The organism is Cellulosimicrobium sp. NPDC057862 (assembly GCF_042797035.1).
Classification (GTDB): Bacteria; Actinomycetota; Actinomycetes; order Actinomycetales; family Cellulomonadaceae; genus Cellulosimicrobium.
This window is the reverse complement of the sequence record NZ_JBHVMH010000016.1, coordinates 70,351-83,472: the sequence shown is the minus strand read 5'-3', so window position 1 is coordinate 83,472 and position 13,122 is coordinate 70,351. Positions and strand designations below refer to the sequence as shown.

The following is a 13,122-nucleotide window of genomic DNA, read 5'->3' as shown; positions in this document are numbered from 1 at the left end:
GGTGGTGCCGCGTCTACCATCCGCCGCTCGTTCCTCGCGGCTCCCGCCAGGCCCGCCACGACGCGGCACCACCACCCACCCCGCCCGGCGTCGTCCCCCTGGTCTTCGCTCACCCGGGCGACCGCCCGCGGTGTCGGTCTCGCCAGTCCGCTGCCGCTGCCGCCGCTGCCGCCGCTGCCGCCGCCGGATGAAGCCGCTGCACCGCTGCACCGCTGCACCGCTGCACCGCTGCGCCGCCGCGCCGCGGCGTTGCGGGGGGAGGGCAAGGGCCGAGGGGCGCGCCACGATCGCGACTCGACATGGGTCGAAGTGACGTCACGCCGAGTCGTCGCGACGCCAGCCAACCATGTGGTTCCAGTTCGTCGTGGGTGTCTGACGAGCCGTAGAGGCCTGTTCGACGTACCTGGATCGCGTGGTCGGTCCGTTGCCGGACCATGGCGGGCCGACGGCTGAGCGGTGGGGGTGGGCTCGGATGCGAAGGGGCGTCAGAGCGGCGCTCCTAGAACCCACGGCCGAAGGGCCGGGGTGACGGCGCCGCAGCCCCGAGCACCGAGGCCACCCGCGCCGCGGACCCGACCGCGCGGGCTTGAAACCCGACCACGCCCACCTCGCCGGACCACGGCTCTACGTCGCGTGACCACGGCTCTATCTCGCCGGACCACGGCTCTACGTCGCGTGACCACGGCTCTATCTCGCCGGACCACGGCTCTACCCCGCCGGACCACGGTTCTACCTCGCCGGACCACGGCTCTGCCTCGCGTGGCCACGGTTCTCGCTCTGCGGGGCCGGTCAGGTGGGGGTGTCCTCGGCGAGGGTGAGGAGGCGGGTCATGGTGTTCCAGTTGCGTCCGGTCACCGGGGTGCCGGCGGCCTTGGTGAGGACCGCCGTCGTGAGCTTCGAGCGGCCGATGCCGTCGGGGTAGGCGACGTAGAGGACGCCGTTCGCGACGGCCGCGCGCTCGGAACCGTCGCGGCCGGTGATCGTGGCGGCGCCGTCCGGGTCGACCGGGGTCTCGCCCACGAGGACGAGGAGCGCGGCGGGCCGCTCCTGCGCGTCGTCGGGGAGGGGGTTGCCGCGCACGATCTTGCGCAGGCGCTCGGTGGTCAGCACGGCGACGGCGGCGTCGACGCCGAAGCGCTCGGCGACGGCGTCGTGCAGGAGCCGGGCGACGTCGTCGGGCCGGGAGACGCCCGAGGTGCCGGGCGCGACGACCAGGTTGCCGCTGTTGACGACCGTGCGGGCGTGCGCGAACCCGAGCTCGCCCGCGAGCTCGCGCAGCGCGGTGGACGGGACCTTGCGGCCCCCGACGTTCACGGCGAACAGGAGGGCGACGTAGGCGGTCACGACGTCGCCCCCGGCCGCCGGTGGGACCACGGCGCGGCCTCCTCGAGGCGGGCGGCGAGGTCCAGGAGGAGCGCGTCGTCGCCGTGGTCCGCGCCGAGCATGACGCCGACCGGGACGGTGGCGGAGGACCCGTCGGGGTCGGTCACGCGCGCCTCGCCGAGGGGGAGCGAGATCGCGGGCCGGCCGGTGAGGTTCCAGACGCTCGTCCACGGCGTGAAGGCGGTCTGGGCGGCGAAGTCGGCGGCGGGGTCGTCGTCGATCCGTTGGCTCCCGACGAGCGCGGGCGGCTGCGCGAGCGTGGGGGAGAGCACGACGTCGACGCCGGCCCACGCGGTGGCGACCTCGCGGGTGAGCTGCTGCACCCCGGCGAGGGCGGTGGCGTACGCGAGCCCGCTCACGCTGCGCCCGCGCTCGCGCAGCCACCGGGTGAGGGGCACGAGCAGGTGCTCGCGGTCGGGCGGCACCGGCGCCTGGAGCGCGCCGACCGACCACAGCGCGGCGAACGCGTCCCAGCGCTCGGCGCCGAACGGCGGGGGGATCTCGACGACGTCGTGCCCGAGCCCGGCGAGGAGCGCCGCGGCCGCGCGGGCGGCGTCGGCGCACGCGGGGTGCACGGGAGCGTCGGCGGCGATCACGGGGTCGAGCAGGAGCCCGACCCGGAGCCGCCGCTCGCCCGGTGCGGCCGCGAGGCGCGCCGTGAAGGTGTCGCCCGGCCACGGGCGCGCGAGCACGTCGAGGAACGCCGCGGCATCGCGCACCGACCGAGTGAGGACGCCGTGCGTGGCGAGGCCCGCGCCGTCGACCCCGTACGGCCCCGGGCTCACGAGCCCGCGCGACGGCTTGAGCCCGACGAGCCCGCACGCGCTCGCCGGGATGCGCAGCGACCCGCCGCCGTCGCTCCCGTGCGCGACGGGGACGACGCGCGCCGCGACCGCGGCCGCCGCGCCCCCGCTCGACCCGCCCGCGGACCGCGCGAGGTTCCACGGCGTGCGGGCGGTCGGCCCGACGTCGGGCTCGGTGTAGCAGGGCAGGCCGAGCTCGGGGGTGGTCGTCTTGCCGACCATGACGGTGCCCGCCGCCCGCAGGAGCGTCACGACGCCGTCGTCGTAGGGGGCCGGGAACGGGTCGATCGCGGCGGACCCGGCGCGGATCGGCACGCCCTCGACCATCGTGAGGTCCTTGACCGGGCAGGGGACGCCCAGGAACGGTGGGAGCTCGTCGGTTCCTCCGACCGTGCTCCCCGCACGGCGCGCCGCGACGAGCGCCGACTCGGCGGCGAGCGCCTGCGTGCGCGCGAGGTCGGCGGTGAGGACGGTGAAGGCGCCGACGTCGGTGCCCACGCCCGCGGCGGCGTCGAGCGTCGCGTCGAGCACTTCGGTGGGGGAGGCGTCGCCGGTCCGGAGCACGTGGGCGAGGGCGGTCGCGTCGAGGTCGAGCAGGTCGGTGACGCTCATGGCTCGTGAACCTACGCGGCGTGCCACGCCCGCGCGAACCGTCCGGGGTCGACACCCCGCCCGGCCGCGGCGTATATTCCAAGCGGAATATTCCATGCGGACCTCCCCGTCCGGGTCGTACGCCCGCACCGTCCGCCGCGCCCGTCCGTGAAACCGTCCCCGGAGACGACCGTGCCCGCACCGCGCCTCAGCCCCACGGCGACCCTCGTGCTCGCCGTGCTGCTCGACCAGCCCATGCACCCGTACGAGATGCTCGTGCGCCTGCGCAAGCGGCGCGACGACCGGCTCGTCCGGCTCAACCCGGGCGCCGTCTATCACGCGGTCGACCGGCTCGAGCGCGAGGGCCTCGTCGAGCGCGCGGGCGTCGACCGCGACGGCAACCGTCCGGAGCGCACGGTCTACGCCGTCACGGACGCGGGCGTCGCCGCGCACCACGACCGCACGCGCGAGCTCGTGCGGGAGACGCCGCCCGAGTACCCGGCCTTCCCCGTCGGGCTCGCGCTCGTGCACGACCTCCCGCGCGACGACGCCCTCGCCCTCCTGCGCGAGCGTCGTGCGACGCTCGCCGCCGCGACCGACGGGGTGCGCGAGCACCTCGACGGCGTCGTGGCGCGCGGGCTGCCCCGCCGCATCCTGCTCGACGCGTCGTTCCAGCTCCACCAGACCGAGGCCGAGATCGCGTGGCTCGACGCGACGATCGCCGACGTCGAGTCGGGCGCGCTGAGCTGGACCGAGGAGCCCGCGGCCGCCTTCCGCTTCCCCCGCACTGCCTCACCTCAGGAGACCTCGTGACCACTCCCACCCCGGGCAGCAGCCCGAGCACGGCCCCGGCGCCCGCCGACGCCGGCTCGCGCGTCGTGCCCCTCGTCGACCTCCACGGCCGCAGCGCCTGGAGCATCCTGCCGCCGCTCATCCTCGGCTTCTTCATGATCATGGTCGACACGACGATCGTGAACATCGCCGTCCCGACGCTCCAGACCGAGCTCGACGCGTCGCTCGTCGCGGTGGGCTGGGTGAACAGCGCCTACCTGCTCTCCTACGCCGTGCTGCTCCTGCTCGCCGGGCGCCTCGGCGACCGCTACGGCCCCAAGCCGGTGTTCGTCGTCGGCCTGCTGGTGTTCACGCTCGCGTCCGCGTGGTGCGGGTTCTCGGGCTCCATCGAGATGCTCATCGCGGCACGCGTCGTCCAGGGCGTCGGCGCGGCGCTCATGACGCCGCAGACCATGGCGATGATCACGCGCGTCTTCCCGCCGCGGCAGCGCGGCGCGGCCATGGGCCTGTGGGGCGCCACGGCCGGTGTCGCGACGATCGCCGGACCGCTGCTCGGCGGCGTGTTCGTCGAGTCGTGGGGATGGGAGTGGATCTTCTTCGTCAACGTGCCGGTCGGCGTCGTGGCGCTGTGGTTCGCGCTCGTCCGGCTGCCGCGGCTCGCGACGAACAAGCGCTCGTTCGACGTGCTCGGCGTCGTGCTCTCGGTCGTCGGCCTGTTCGCCGTCGTCTTCGGCCTCCAGGAGGGGGAGACGTACGACTGGGGCACCATCACCGGGCCGATCACGGTCTGGGGCGTCATCGGCGCCGGGCTGCTCGTGCTCGTGGGCTTCGTCCTGTGGCAGCGCCACCTCGGCGACGGCGCGCTCCTGCCGCTGCGACTCTTCCGCTCGCGCAACTTCTCGCTCGCGAACGTCGCCGGCATGTCCGTCTCGTTCGCGATGATCGGGATCTTCTTCCCCCTGACGATCTTCCTCCAGTCGATCCTCGGGCTGTCGCCGCTGCACGCCGCCCTCGTCAACCTGCCGGGGTCGCTCGTGTCGGGGATCGTGGCGCCGCTCGCGGGACGCCTGTCGGACCGGGTCCCGGCCAAGTGGGTCGTCGCGACGGGCTTCGGCGTCCTCGCGGTCGCGATCGGCTGGCTCGCCGCGGTCGTGGGTCCCGGGGTGTCGGTCGTGACGATCGTGCTACCGATGACGCTGTTCGGCATCGGCACCGGGTGCGTGTTCTCGCCGCTCGCCAACCTCGCGACCTCCGGCCTCGACCACCGCACCGCGGGCGCCGGCGCCGGTGCGTTCAACACCACGCGCCAGGTGGGCGGTGTCATCGGCTCGGCGGCGATCGTCGCGACGCTCACCGCGCGCCTCGCCGTCACCCTCCCGGCCGCCGCGCGGGACGCGGCGTCGTCGCTCCCGGAGCGGTTCCGCCAGCAGTTCGTCGACGGGTTCGCGAACGCGGGCACCCTGCAAGGCGGTGCGGGCGGGTCGTTCGACCTCCCGCCCGGGGTGCCCGACGACGTCGCGCGCCAGGTGACCGACGCCGCCACGGCCGCGTTCCACGACGGTTTCGCGACCGCAGTCGGGCAGACGCTCGCCGTCACGGCCGTGGTGCTCGTCCTCGGGTTCGTGTGCGCGGTCGCGATGGCACCCCAGCACGTGGAGCACTGACCCCGCGAGATCGGCCCGTGCGGCACGAGGTCGACCTCCCGAGGGTCGATCTCGGACGCTCGGGCCGATCTCGCGCATCCTGCATGGAGGACCGCCGCGTGAACGGCGGGTTAAACCTCGCCCCGGAGGTGTGTCGGGGGTGGTGACCGGAATCACACGGGCGTAGTTTCGAGGGGACGGACGGCACCACCGCCGTCCTCCGGGAGGCCAGCCGATGGGGTTCACGCTCTGCTCAGGAGGGCCGGCACCGGCGCTGCTGAGCCGTGGCACCCACGGCCCGACGGCCGGTCGCCTGCCTCGCCCAGAGAGAGAACGGCGCCCGCGCGCCGGAGGGGAGCCCTCGTGGTCCATTCCTCACCCACCCCCGGTACCTCACCCACCCCGCAGGACGATGCGAGCGACGACGCGCGCCGCACGTTCGTCGTCGACACCTCGGTCCTGCTGAGCGACCCCCGCGCGATCGGGCGGTTCGCCGAGCACGACGTCGTCCTCCCGGTCGTCGTCATCACCGAGCTGGAGGCCAAGCGTCACCACGCCGAGCTCGGGTACTTCGCCCGCAGCGCGCTGCGCATGCTCGACGACCTGCGCGTCAAGCACGGTCGCCTCGACGCCCCGATCCCGGTCGGCGACGCCGGCGGGACCTTGCGCGTCGAGCTCAACCACACCGATCCCGACGTGCTGCCCGCGGGCTTCCGGCTGGGCGACAACGACACGCGCATCCTCTCCGTCGCCGCGAACCTCGCGGCGGAGGGCCACGACGTGACGGTCGTGTCCAAGGACCTGCCGATGCGGGTCAAGGCGTCGGCGGTCGGGCTGCGCGCGGAGGAGTACCGGCACGAGCTCGCCGTCGACTCGGGCTGGACGGGCATGGGGGAGATCTCCTTCACGGACGCCGAGGCCGCGGCGCTGTGGGAGCACGAGTCCGTCGAGCTGACGAGCCTCGACCCGGAGGTCGTCGAGGCCGCCGGGCCGCTGCACTGCCACACGGGGCTCGTCGTGCACTCCCCGCGCGGGTCGGCGCTCGGCCGGGTCACGGCGGACAAGCACGTCCAGCTCGTGCGCGGCGACCGGGAGCTCTTCGGGCTGCACGGTCGCTCGGCCGAGCAGCGCGTCGCGATCGACCTCCTCCTCGACGAGTCCGTCGGCATCGTGTCGCTCGGTGGCCGGGCGGGGACGGGCAAGTCGGCGCTCGCGCTGTGCGCGGGGCTCGAGGCGGTGATGGAGCGCCGGCAGCACCGCAAGGTCATGGTGTTCCGCCCGCTCTACGCGGTCGGCGGTCAGGAGCTCGGGTACCTGCCGGGGACCGAGGCCGAGAAGATGAACCCGTGGGCGCAGGCCGTCTACGACACGCTCGGCGCGCTCGTCTCGCCGCAGGTGCTCGACGAGGTGATCGACCGCGAGATGCTCGAGGTGCTGCCCCTCACCCACATCCGCGGCCGGTCGCTGCACGACGCGTTCGTCATCGTCGACGAGGCCCAGTCGCTCGAACGGAACGTGCTGCTCACGGTGCTGTCCCGCATCGGGCAGTCGTCGCGCGTCGTCCTCACGCACGACGTCGCGCAGCGCGACAACCTGCGCGTCGGGCGGCACGACGGCGTCGCGGCCGTCATCGAGGCGCTCAAGGGCCACCCCTTGTTCGCGCACGTGACCCTCACGCGCTCCGAGCGCTCGCCCGTCGCGGCGCTCGTCACGGAGATGCTCGAGTCGATCGAGGTCTGACCCGCCGCCGAGGTAGAGGCCTGGTCATGACCAGGCCTCTACCTCGCGGTACCAGGCCTCTACCCCGGCGGACCGGGGACCTCGCTCGCGCGGGGACGGGTCCGCGGGTGGACCAGGACCACCGCGAGGACGCCGACGACCGCACCGAGGACCGTGTCGAGCGCGCGGTCGAGCGCGAGCGTGGCCGGGGCGGCAGGGTGCGCGAGCGAGGTCATGAGGAGCGCCATGGGCGTGATGGTGAGCATCGCGAGCCCGTAGTGGCGTCCCACGATCGTCTCGGTCACGGTCTGGAGCACCACGACGACCGCGGCCGTCCCCCAGAAGCCGAGCGGCGCCGCGAGCAGCGGCCACGCGAGCAGCGCGCCCGCGACGGTGCCCGCCCCGCGCTGGATGGCCCGCACGACGGCGTGGCGCGCCGACTCGCCCTGGAGGACGGCGGTCGAGCCCATGGTCGCCCAGGCGGCGTGGCCGAGGCCGGCGACGGCGGCGACCCCGCCGGCGACGAGCCCGGAGACCCCGACGCGGGCCGTCGCGAGCCGCCACGGGCCGTGGACGCGGGACCGCGCCTGGGCGATGAGCGAGGTGCGGACGGGCGCCGCGGCGTCCTCGCCCGGGACGCACAGGGCGTCGAGGGCCCGCTCGATCTCGTCGAGCTCGCGGGAGAGCACCGGGACGGCGCTCCGGGGCAGGCGCCACGACGCGTCGTCGGCGAGCGCCTCGCGCGCCCGGCCGACGGCGGATCGCGCGGCGTGCGCACCGTGCGGGACCGGCACGGGGGGAGCCGCGTCGGTCGGCCGCGCCCCGGGGGCGTCCGCACTGCGCGAGGACTCCCGCGCGACGACCGCCACGGCGTCGGCGGCGCGCCGAACGGCGAGGCGCGCGGGCGCCGTCGGGCGCACGAGCGCGCCGGCCATGCAGACGAGCCACGCGAGGAGCGCGCCGGACGCGCCGGCGAGCACGCGGGGACCGAGGTCCACGAGCGCGGGGGAGCCGGCGAGGCCGGCTCCGGCGGCGAAGACGACGATCGTCGCCCCCGGCGGGCCGGTCCGGACGAGGGCGCAGAAGGCCGTCGCGCCCGCCGCGAGCAGCGCGACGGCCGCGGTGGTGGCGAGCGGGGGCGCCCCGGCGACGGCGAGGAGCGTGAACGCCGCGATCGTGCCGGTCATGAGCGCGCCGACGGCGGCGAGGAGACTGGCGCGGCGGCGGTAGGGGTCGTACCGGCCGTAGAGCGACGTGAGCGCGCCGAGCGACGCGAACGCCGCGAGGCCGGGTCGGCCGAGCAGGCCCGGGACCGCGATCGCGAGGGCCACTGCCGCACCGCACCGCAGCGCGGCGGCGAGCGTCGCGTCGGCAGGGCTCACGCGCAGTGCGGCGCGCAGGTGGTCGAGGTCGAGGACGTCCCGTGCGGCGGCGCGCACGGGCGTGAGAGCGGCCGGCGTGGGCGAGGGCATCGAGGAGAGGAGTGGCATGACCGAACCAGCGTAGCGGTGATTCAGAGATGTTTTACCGGTGAAATACTGTGACGATCGCCCTATCCTGGGTCGGTGGACTACGTGGACCGCGTGCGCGCGGAGTGGGCCGAGCAGCGGCCGGACCTCGACACCTCGACCTCCGCCGTCGGGGCGCGGCTGCGCCGTGCGGCCGGGCTCCTCGAGGGTGCGCTCGAGCGCTCGGCGGCGCGCCACGACGTCTCGCGCGCGGAGTTCGACGTGCTCGCGGCCTTGCGGCGTGCGGGCCGGCCGCTGCGCGCGGGCGAGGTCACCACGATGACCGGCGCCCCCGGCGCGTCGATCACCAAGCGCCTCGACCGGCTCGAGCGCGCCGGGCTCGTCGAGCGGACCGTCGCCGAGCGGGACCGCCGCGGCGTCCTCGTCGCCCTCACACCGGACGGCGTCGCGCTCGTCGACGAGGTCTTCCCCCAGCAGCTCGACCGGGAGCGCGCAGCGCTCGCGGACCTCGACGACGCCGAGCGGGCCGAGCTCGCGCGGCTGCTCGGCGTCGTCCTGCGCCGCCTCGACCCGGTCGACTACTGACGGTCCCCGCAGGACGTGCCGACCGAGGGTGAGGGACGTCACCGCGCCCGCACACCGTGCGCGGCGCGGCGTGCGGGCTACAGTGTCCCGTCTGTCCGACCCCGCGGTTGGAGCGGCCGGGTCTCGCTGAGCGCGTGACCGGGTCCGGGCTGGAAACCCCACGATCCCTCCCGCGCAGAAGGTCGCACCATGCCCGCACGCCTCTCCCCGCCCTCCCACGCCGCCGCGCCCCCCGTCGCCGCCCCGGTGACCGACGCCGTGCACGTCGTCCCTCCCGAGCACGCGCCGTCGGCCCGCCGCTGGTGGGTCCTCGTCGTCCTCGCCCTCACCCAGCTCCTCGTGGTGCTCGACGGCACGATCGTGAGCATCGCCCTCCCGCAGGCCCAGGCGGAGCTCGGGCTCTCCGACGCGCAGCGCCAGTGGGTCGTCACGGCGTACGCGCTCGCGTTCGGCGCGCTCCTGCTGCTCGGCGGGCGGATCGCCGACTACGCCGGGCGCAAGCGGACGTTCCTCGTCGGGATGGCCGGGTTCGGGGTCGCCTCGCTGCTCGCCGGCTTCGCGCGCGACGGCGTCGAGCTCGTCGCCGCACGAGGCCTCCAGGGCGCGTGCGCGGCGCTCCTCGCGCCGGCCGCGCTCGCGCTGCTCACCGTGACCTTCCCCGCGGGCAGGGAGCGCAACACCGCGTTCGCGGTCTTCGGGTCGATCGCGGGCGTCGGCGCGGCGGTCGGCCTCGTCCTCGGCGGGCTGCTCACCGAGCTCACGGACTGGCGCTGGTGCCTGTGGGTCAACGTCCCGGTGGTCGTCGTGGGCCTCGTCGCCGGCGGCCTCCTCCTGCGCGAGAGCCGTGCCGAGGGCGACAACCGCTACGACGTCCTCGGGACCGTCCTCGTCGTCCTCGGCCTGGGGGCCCTCGTCTACGGGCTCACGCTCGCCGAGCAGAGCTGGACGGCGCCCGGGACCCTCGCGTGCCTCGCGGCGGGCGTGATCCTGCTCGCCCTCTTCGTCGTCGTCGAGTCGCGCACGGCGCAGCCGCTGCTCCCGCTGCGCATCGTGCGGGATCGCGTCCGCGCCGGGGCGTTCCTCCTCCAGGCCGTCGTCGGCACGCTCATGATCGGCGCGCTCCTCTACCTGTCGTTCCACCTCCAGGTCGTCATGGGCCTCTCGCCCCTGCGGGCGGGGCTGGGGTCGGTCCCGATGACGCTCGTCATCCTCGTCCTCGCGCCGGTGGTCACGTCCCTGCTGCCCCGGGTCGGTCCGCGGCCCCTCATGGTCACCGGTCCGGTGGTCGCGGCGGCAGGACTCCTGCTCCTGAGCCGCGTCACGGTGGGCGGTTCGTACGTCGCCGAGATCCTCCCGTCGCAGGTCGTCCTCGGCGTCGGCCTCGCGCTGGTCCTCGTCCCGCTGCAGAACGTGGCGCTCGCCGGTGTCGCCCCGCACGACGCCGGGGCGGCGAGCGCGACGGTGAACGCGGCGATGCAGGTGGGCGGCTCGGTGGGTCTGTCGGTCTTCACGACCGTCTACGCGGGCGCCCTGCCCGCGACGGGCGAGCCCGGTCTCCCGGACCTCGTCGCCGGATACTCCGCCGTCTTCGTGGCCGCCGCGGTCACCATGGTCCTCGGCGCGGTCCTCGCGTTCGCGCTGGTGCGCGGCCCGAAGGAGCGGCTGCTGCCCGCGGGCGACCAGGTCGCCGTCCACCTCGGCTGAGCCGAGCCGGCGTGCCCGTCGGGCCGCTGTCGGGACGCGGCGCGGGACGACGAAGGCCGGGCGGGTGGGTCGCCCCACCGCGCCCGGCCTCCCGGCGAGAACGCTCAGGCCTGCGGCGGACGCGTCATCGACAGCACGTCGAGCGCCTCGTCGAGCTGCGCCTCGGAGACCTCGCCGCGCTCGACGAATCCGAGGTCGATCACGGCCTGGCGGACGGTGAGGCCCTCCTTGACGGAGTGCTTCGCGACCTTCGCCGCCGCCTCGTAGCCGATCACGCGGTTGAGCGGCGTGACGATCGACGGCGAGGACTCGGCGAGCGCGAGCGCCCGCTCGACGTTCGCGGTGATCCCGGCGACGGTCTTGTCGGCGAGCACGCGGGACGCGTTCGCGAGGAGGCGGATCGACTCGAGCACGCCCTGCGCGATGACGGGGATCTGGACGTTGAGCTCGAACGAGCCGGACGCGCCGGCCCACGCCACGGTCGCGTCGTTGCCGATCACGCGCGCGGCGACCATGAGCACGGCCTCCGGGACCACCGGGTTCACCTTGCCCGGCATGATCGAGCTGCCCGGCTGCAGGTCGGGGATGAAGATCTCGCCGAGGCCGGTGTTGGGGCCGGACCCCATCCAGCGCAGGTCGTTGCAGATCTTGGTGAGCGACACCGCGATGGTGCGCAGCGCGCCGGACAGCTCGACGAGGCCGTCGCGCGACGACTGCGCCTCGAAGTGGTCGCGCGCCTCGGTGAGCGGCAGGCCGGTGTCCTCGACGAGCAGCGCGATGACGCGCTGCGGGAACCCGGCGGGCGTGTTGATGCCCGTGCCGACGGCGGTGCCGCCGAGGGGGACCTCGGCCGCGCGCGGGAGCGCCGCCTCGAGTCGCTCGACGCCGTAGCGGATCGCCGCAGCGTAGCCGCCGAACTCCTGGCCGAGCGTCACGGGCGTGGCGTCCATGAGGTGGGTGCGGCCCGACTTCACGACGGTCGCGAACTCCGCCGACTTCGCCTCGAGCGCCTCGGCCAGGTGGCCGAGCGCGGGCACGAGGTCGCGCACGACCCCGGCGGTCGCCGCGACGTGCACCGACGTGGGGAACACGTCGTTGGACGACTGCGAGGCGTTGACGTGGTCGTTCGGGTGCACGTCGCGCCCGAGCGAGCGCGTGGCGAGCGTCGCGAGGACCTCGTTGGTGTTCATGTTCGACGACGTCCCGGACCCGGTCTGGTAGACGTCCACCGGGAAGTGCGCGTCGTGCGCGCCCGAGGCGACCTCGTCGGCGGCGGCGACGATGGCGGCGGCGACGTCCTCGTCGAGCACGCCGAGCTCGGCGTTCGCCCGGGCCGCGGCCTTCTTCACGCGCGCGAGGGCCTCGATGTGGCCGCGCTCGAGCGGGGTGCCGGAGATCGGGAAGTTCTCCACGGCGCGCTGCGTCTGCGCACGGTAGAGAGCCTGCGCGGGGACGCGCACCTCGCCCATGGTGTCGTGCTCGATGCGGTACTCGGTCGTCGGTGCGGCCTCGCCGGCGGCGGCGCCGGAGGCCTCGGGAGATGCAGTCATGGGGCCATCCTGCCGCACCGCCCGCGGGCACCCGCAACCCGCGTGACCGAGGTCACGCGGGGCGCGGGGCGGGCCGATCCCGCGCCGCCTCGCAGCCTCAGGCGTCGGCGAGGGGCGCCTCGCCGACGTCGCCCACGACGTCGACCAGGTGGGCGCGGCCCTCGGCGAAGTCGTACTCGACGCCGACGATCGCGCAGCGCCCCTCCGCGACCGCGGCCGCGAGGCCGGCGGAGTACGAGTGGAGCATGTCCACCGTGTTGCGCACGTGCTCGCGGCGCAGCACGGCGGGGTCGAGGTTCTCGAGCGAGCCGTTCCCGGCGCCCGTGATCTTCGCGATCGACGGGATGACCCGGTCGACGACGGCCCGGACGAAACCGTCCGCCTGGGCGCCGGTCGTGAGCGTCTCCACCGCGGCGCCCACGGCGCCGCACGAGTCGTGCCCGAGCACCACGACGAGCGGCGCGGACAGGATCTCCACGCCGTACTCGATCGACCCGAGCACGGTCGTGTCCACGACGTGCCCCGCGGTGCGCACGACGAACATGTCGCCGAGGCCTTGGTCGAAGATGATCTCCGCCGCGACGCGCGAGTCGGAGCACCCGAACAGCACGGTGTGGGGGTGCTGTGCGGCAGAGGTCTCCCGCCGTCGGTCCGCGCCCTGAGACGGGTGGATCGGGGCGTCGGCGACGAAACGGTCGTTGCCGGCTCGCAGCGTCGCCCACGCCTCTGCGGGGGTGAGCGAACGGACCGGCTGTGCGGGGGCGGGAGAGGTCATGGCTCCCATCATCGCGCAGGTCGCGGCGTGCCCGAGGTGCCCGTTCGCATGGCGGGCCGGGCCGGGGGGCGGTATCCATGAAGGGTGACACCCCGGAGACGGGGAAGC

Annotated in this window: 10 protein-coding genes; 5 read left to right on the top strand and 5 right to left on the bottom strand. The window is 75.0% G+C overall.

Features of this window, described 5'->3' with window-relative positions; translation table 11 throughout:
- Positions 1-789: 789 nt before the first annotated feature.
- Positions 790-1,374 (bottom strand): DUF1697 domain-containing protein, encoded by a 585-nt coding sequence (locus ACFVN3_RS17145; protein WP_378234141.1) that lies wholly within the window; start codon positions 1,372-1,374, stop codon positions 790-792.
- Positions 1,341-2,798 (bottom strand): amidase, encoded by a 1,458-nt coding sequence (locus ACFVN3_RS17140; protein ID WP_378234140.1) that lies wholly within the window; start codon positions 2,796-2,798, stop codon positions 1,341-1,343. Before ACFVN3_RS17140 ends, ACFVN3_RS17145 begins: the two co-directional genes overlap by 34 nt.
- Before the next feature lie 171 nt (positions 2,799-2,969).
- Here ACFVN3_RS17140 and ACFVN3_RS17135 point away from each other — a divergent pair, with 171 nt between their 5' ends.
- The 3 genes from ACFVN3_RS17135 to ACFVN3_RS17125 all read left to right on the top strand — a co-directional run bounded on the left by ACFVN3_RS17135 (position 2,970) and on the right by ACFVN3_RS17125 (position 6,952).
- Positions 2,970-3,590: a PadR family transcriptional regulator gene (locus ACFVN3_RS17135; protein WP_378234139.1), complete on the top strand. Its 621-nt coding sequence runs from the start codon at positions 2,970-2,972 to the stop codon at positions 3,588-3,590.
- Positions 3,587-5,233, top strand: a complete 1,647-nt coding sequence (locus ACFVN3_RS17130; protein ID WP_378234138.1) for a DHA2 family efflux MFS transporter permease subunit — start codon at positions 3,587-3,589, stop codon at positions 5,231-5,233. The genes ACFVN3_RS17135 and ACFVN3_RS17130 overlap by 4 nt, the downstream gene beginning before the upstream one ends.
- Positions 5,234-5,575: 342 nt before the next feature.
- Positions 5,576-6,952 carry a PhoH family protein gene (locus ACFVN3_RS17125; protein WP_378234137.1) on the top strand — a complete coding sequence of 459 codons (1,377 nt, stop codon included), beginning with the start codon at positions 5,576-5,578 and terminating at the stop codon, positions 6,950-6,952.
- Between the two features lie 59 nt (positions 6,953-7,011).
- Here ACFVN3_RS17125 and ACFVN3_RS17120 read toward each other — a convergent pair whose 3' ends face one another.
- Positions 7,012-8,421 carry an FUSC family protein gene (locus tag ACFVN3_RS17120; RefSeq protein WP_378234136.1) on the bottom strand — a complete coding sequence of 470 codons (1,410 nt, stop codon included), beginning with the start codon at positions 8,419-8,421 and terminating at the stop codon, positions 7,012-7,014.
- 75 nt (positions 8,422-8,496) lie between these two features.
- Between ACFVN3_RS17120 and ACFVN3_RS17115 the strand changes: the two genes are divergently transcribed.
- Both ACFVN3_RS17115 and ACFVN3_RS17110 read left to right on the top strand, forming a co-directional pair.
- Entirely contained in the window at positions 8,497-8,985 is a 489-nt protein-coding gene (locus ACFVN3_RS17115) for a MarR family winged helix-turn-helix transcriptional regulator (RefSeq protein ID WP_378234135.1), read from the top strand.
- 189 nt (positions 8,986-9,174) lie between these two features.
- A complete protein-coding gene (locus tag ACFVN3_RS17110) occupies positions 9,175-10,689 on the top strand; it encodes an MFS transporter (protein ID WP_378234134.1) in 1,515 nt (504 codons plus the stop codon).
- Between the two features lie 104 nt (positions 10,690-10,793).
- Here the strand turns inward: ACFVN3_RS17110 and ACFVN3_RS17105 are convergent, their stop codons facing one another.
- Both ACFVN3_RS17105 and ACFVN3_RS17100 read right to left on the bottom strand, forming a co-directional pair.
- On the bottom strand, positions 10,794-12,239 hold the full coding sequence (locus ACFVN3_RS17105) for a class II fumarate hydratase (RefSeq protein ID WP_378234133.1): 1,446 nt from the start codon (positions 12,237-12,239) through the stop codon (positions 10,794-10,796).
- 97 nt (positions 12,240-12,336) lie between these two features.
- Positions 12,337-13,014 carry a carbonic anhydrase gene (locus ACFVN3_RS17100; protein ID WP_378234131.1) on the bottom strand — a complete coding sequence of 226 codons (678 nt, stop codon included), beginning with the start codon at positions 13,012-13,014 and terminating at the stop codon, positions 12,337-12,339.
- Between the last annotated feature and the right edge of the window lie 108 nt (positions 13,015-13,122).

Bases quoted from the DNA above. Each gene is read 5' to 3' on its own strand.
- ACFVN3_RS17120 (WP_378234136.1), bottom strand. From the start codon at position 8,421: ATGCCACTCCTCTCCTCGATGCCCTCGCCCACGCCGGCCGCTCTCACG.
- ACFVN3_RS17105 (WP_378234133.1), bottom strand. From the start codon at position 12,239: ATGACTGCATCTCCCGAGGCCTCCGGCGCCGCCGCCGGCGAGGCCGCA.
- ACFVN3_RS17100 (WP_378234131.1), bottom strand. From the start codon at position 13,014: ATGACCTCTCCCGCCCCCGCACAGCCGGTCCGTTCGCTCACCCCCGCA.
- ACFVN3_RS17140 (WP_378234140.1), bottom strand. From the start codon at position 2,798: ATGAGCGTCACCGACCTGCTCGACCTCGACGCGACCGCCCTCGCCCAC.
- ACFVN3_RS17110 (WP_378234134.1), top strand. From the start codon at position 9,175: ATGCCCGCACGCCTCTCCCCGCCCTCCCACGCCGCCGCGCCCCCCGTC.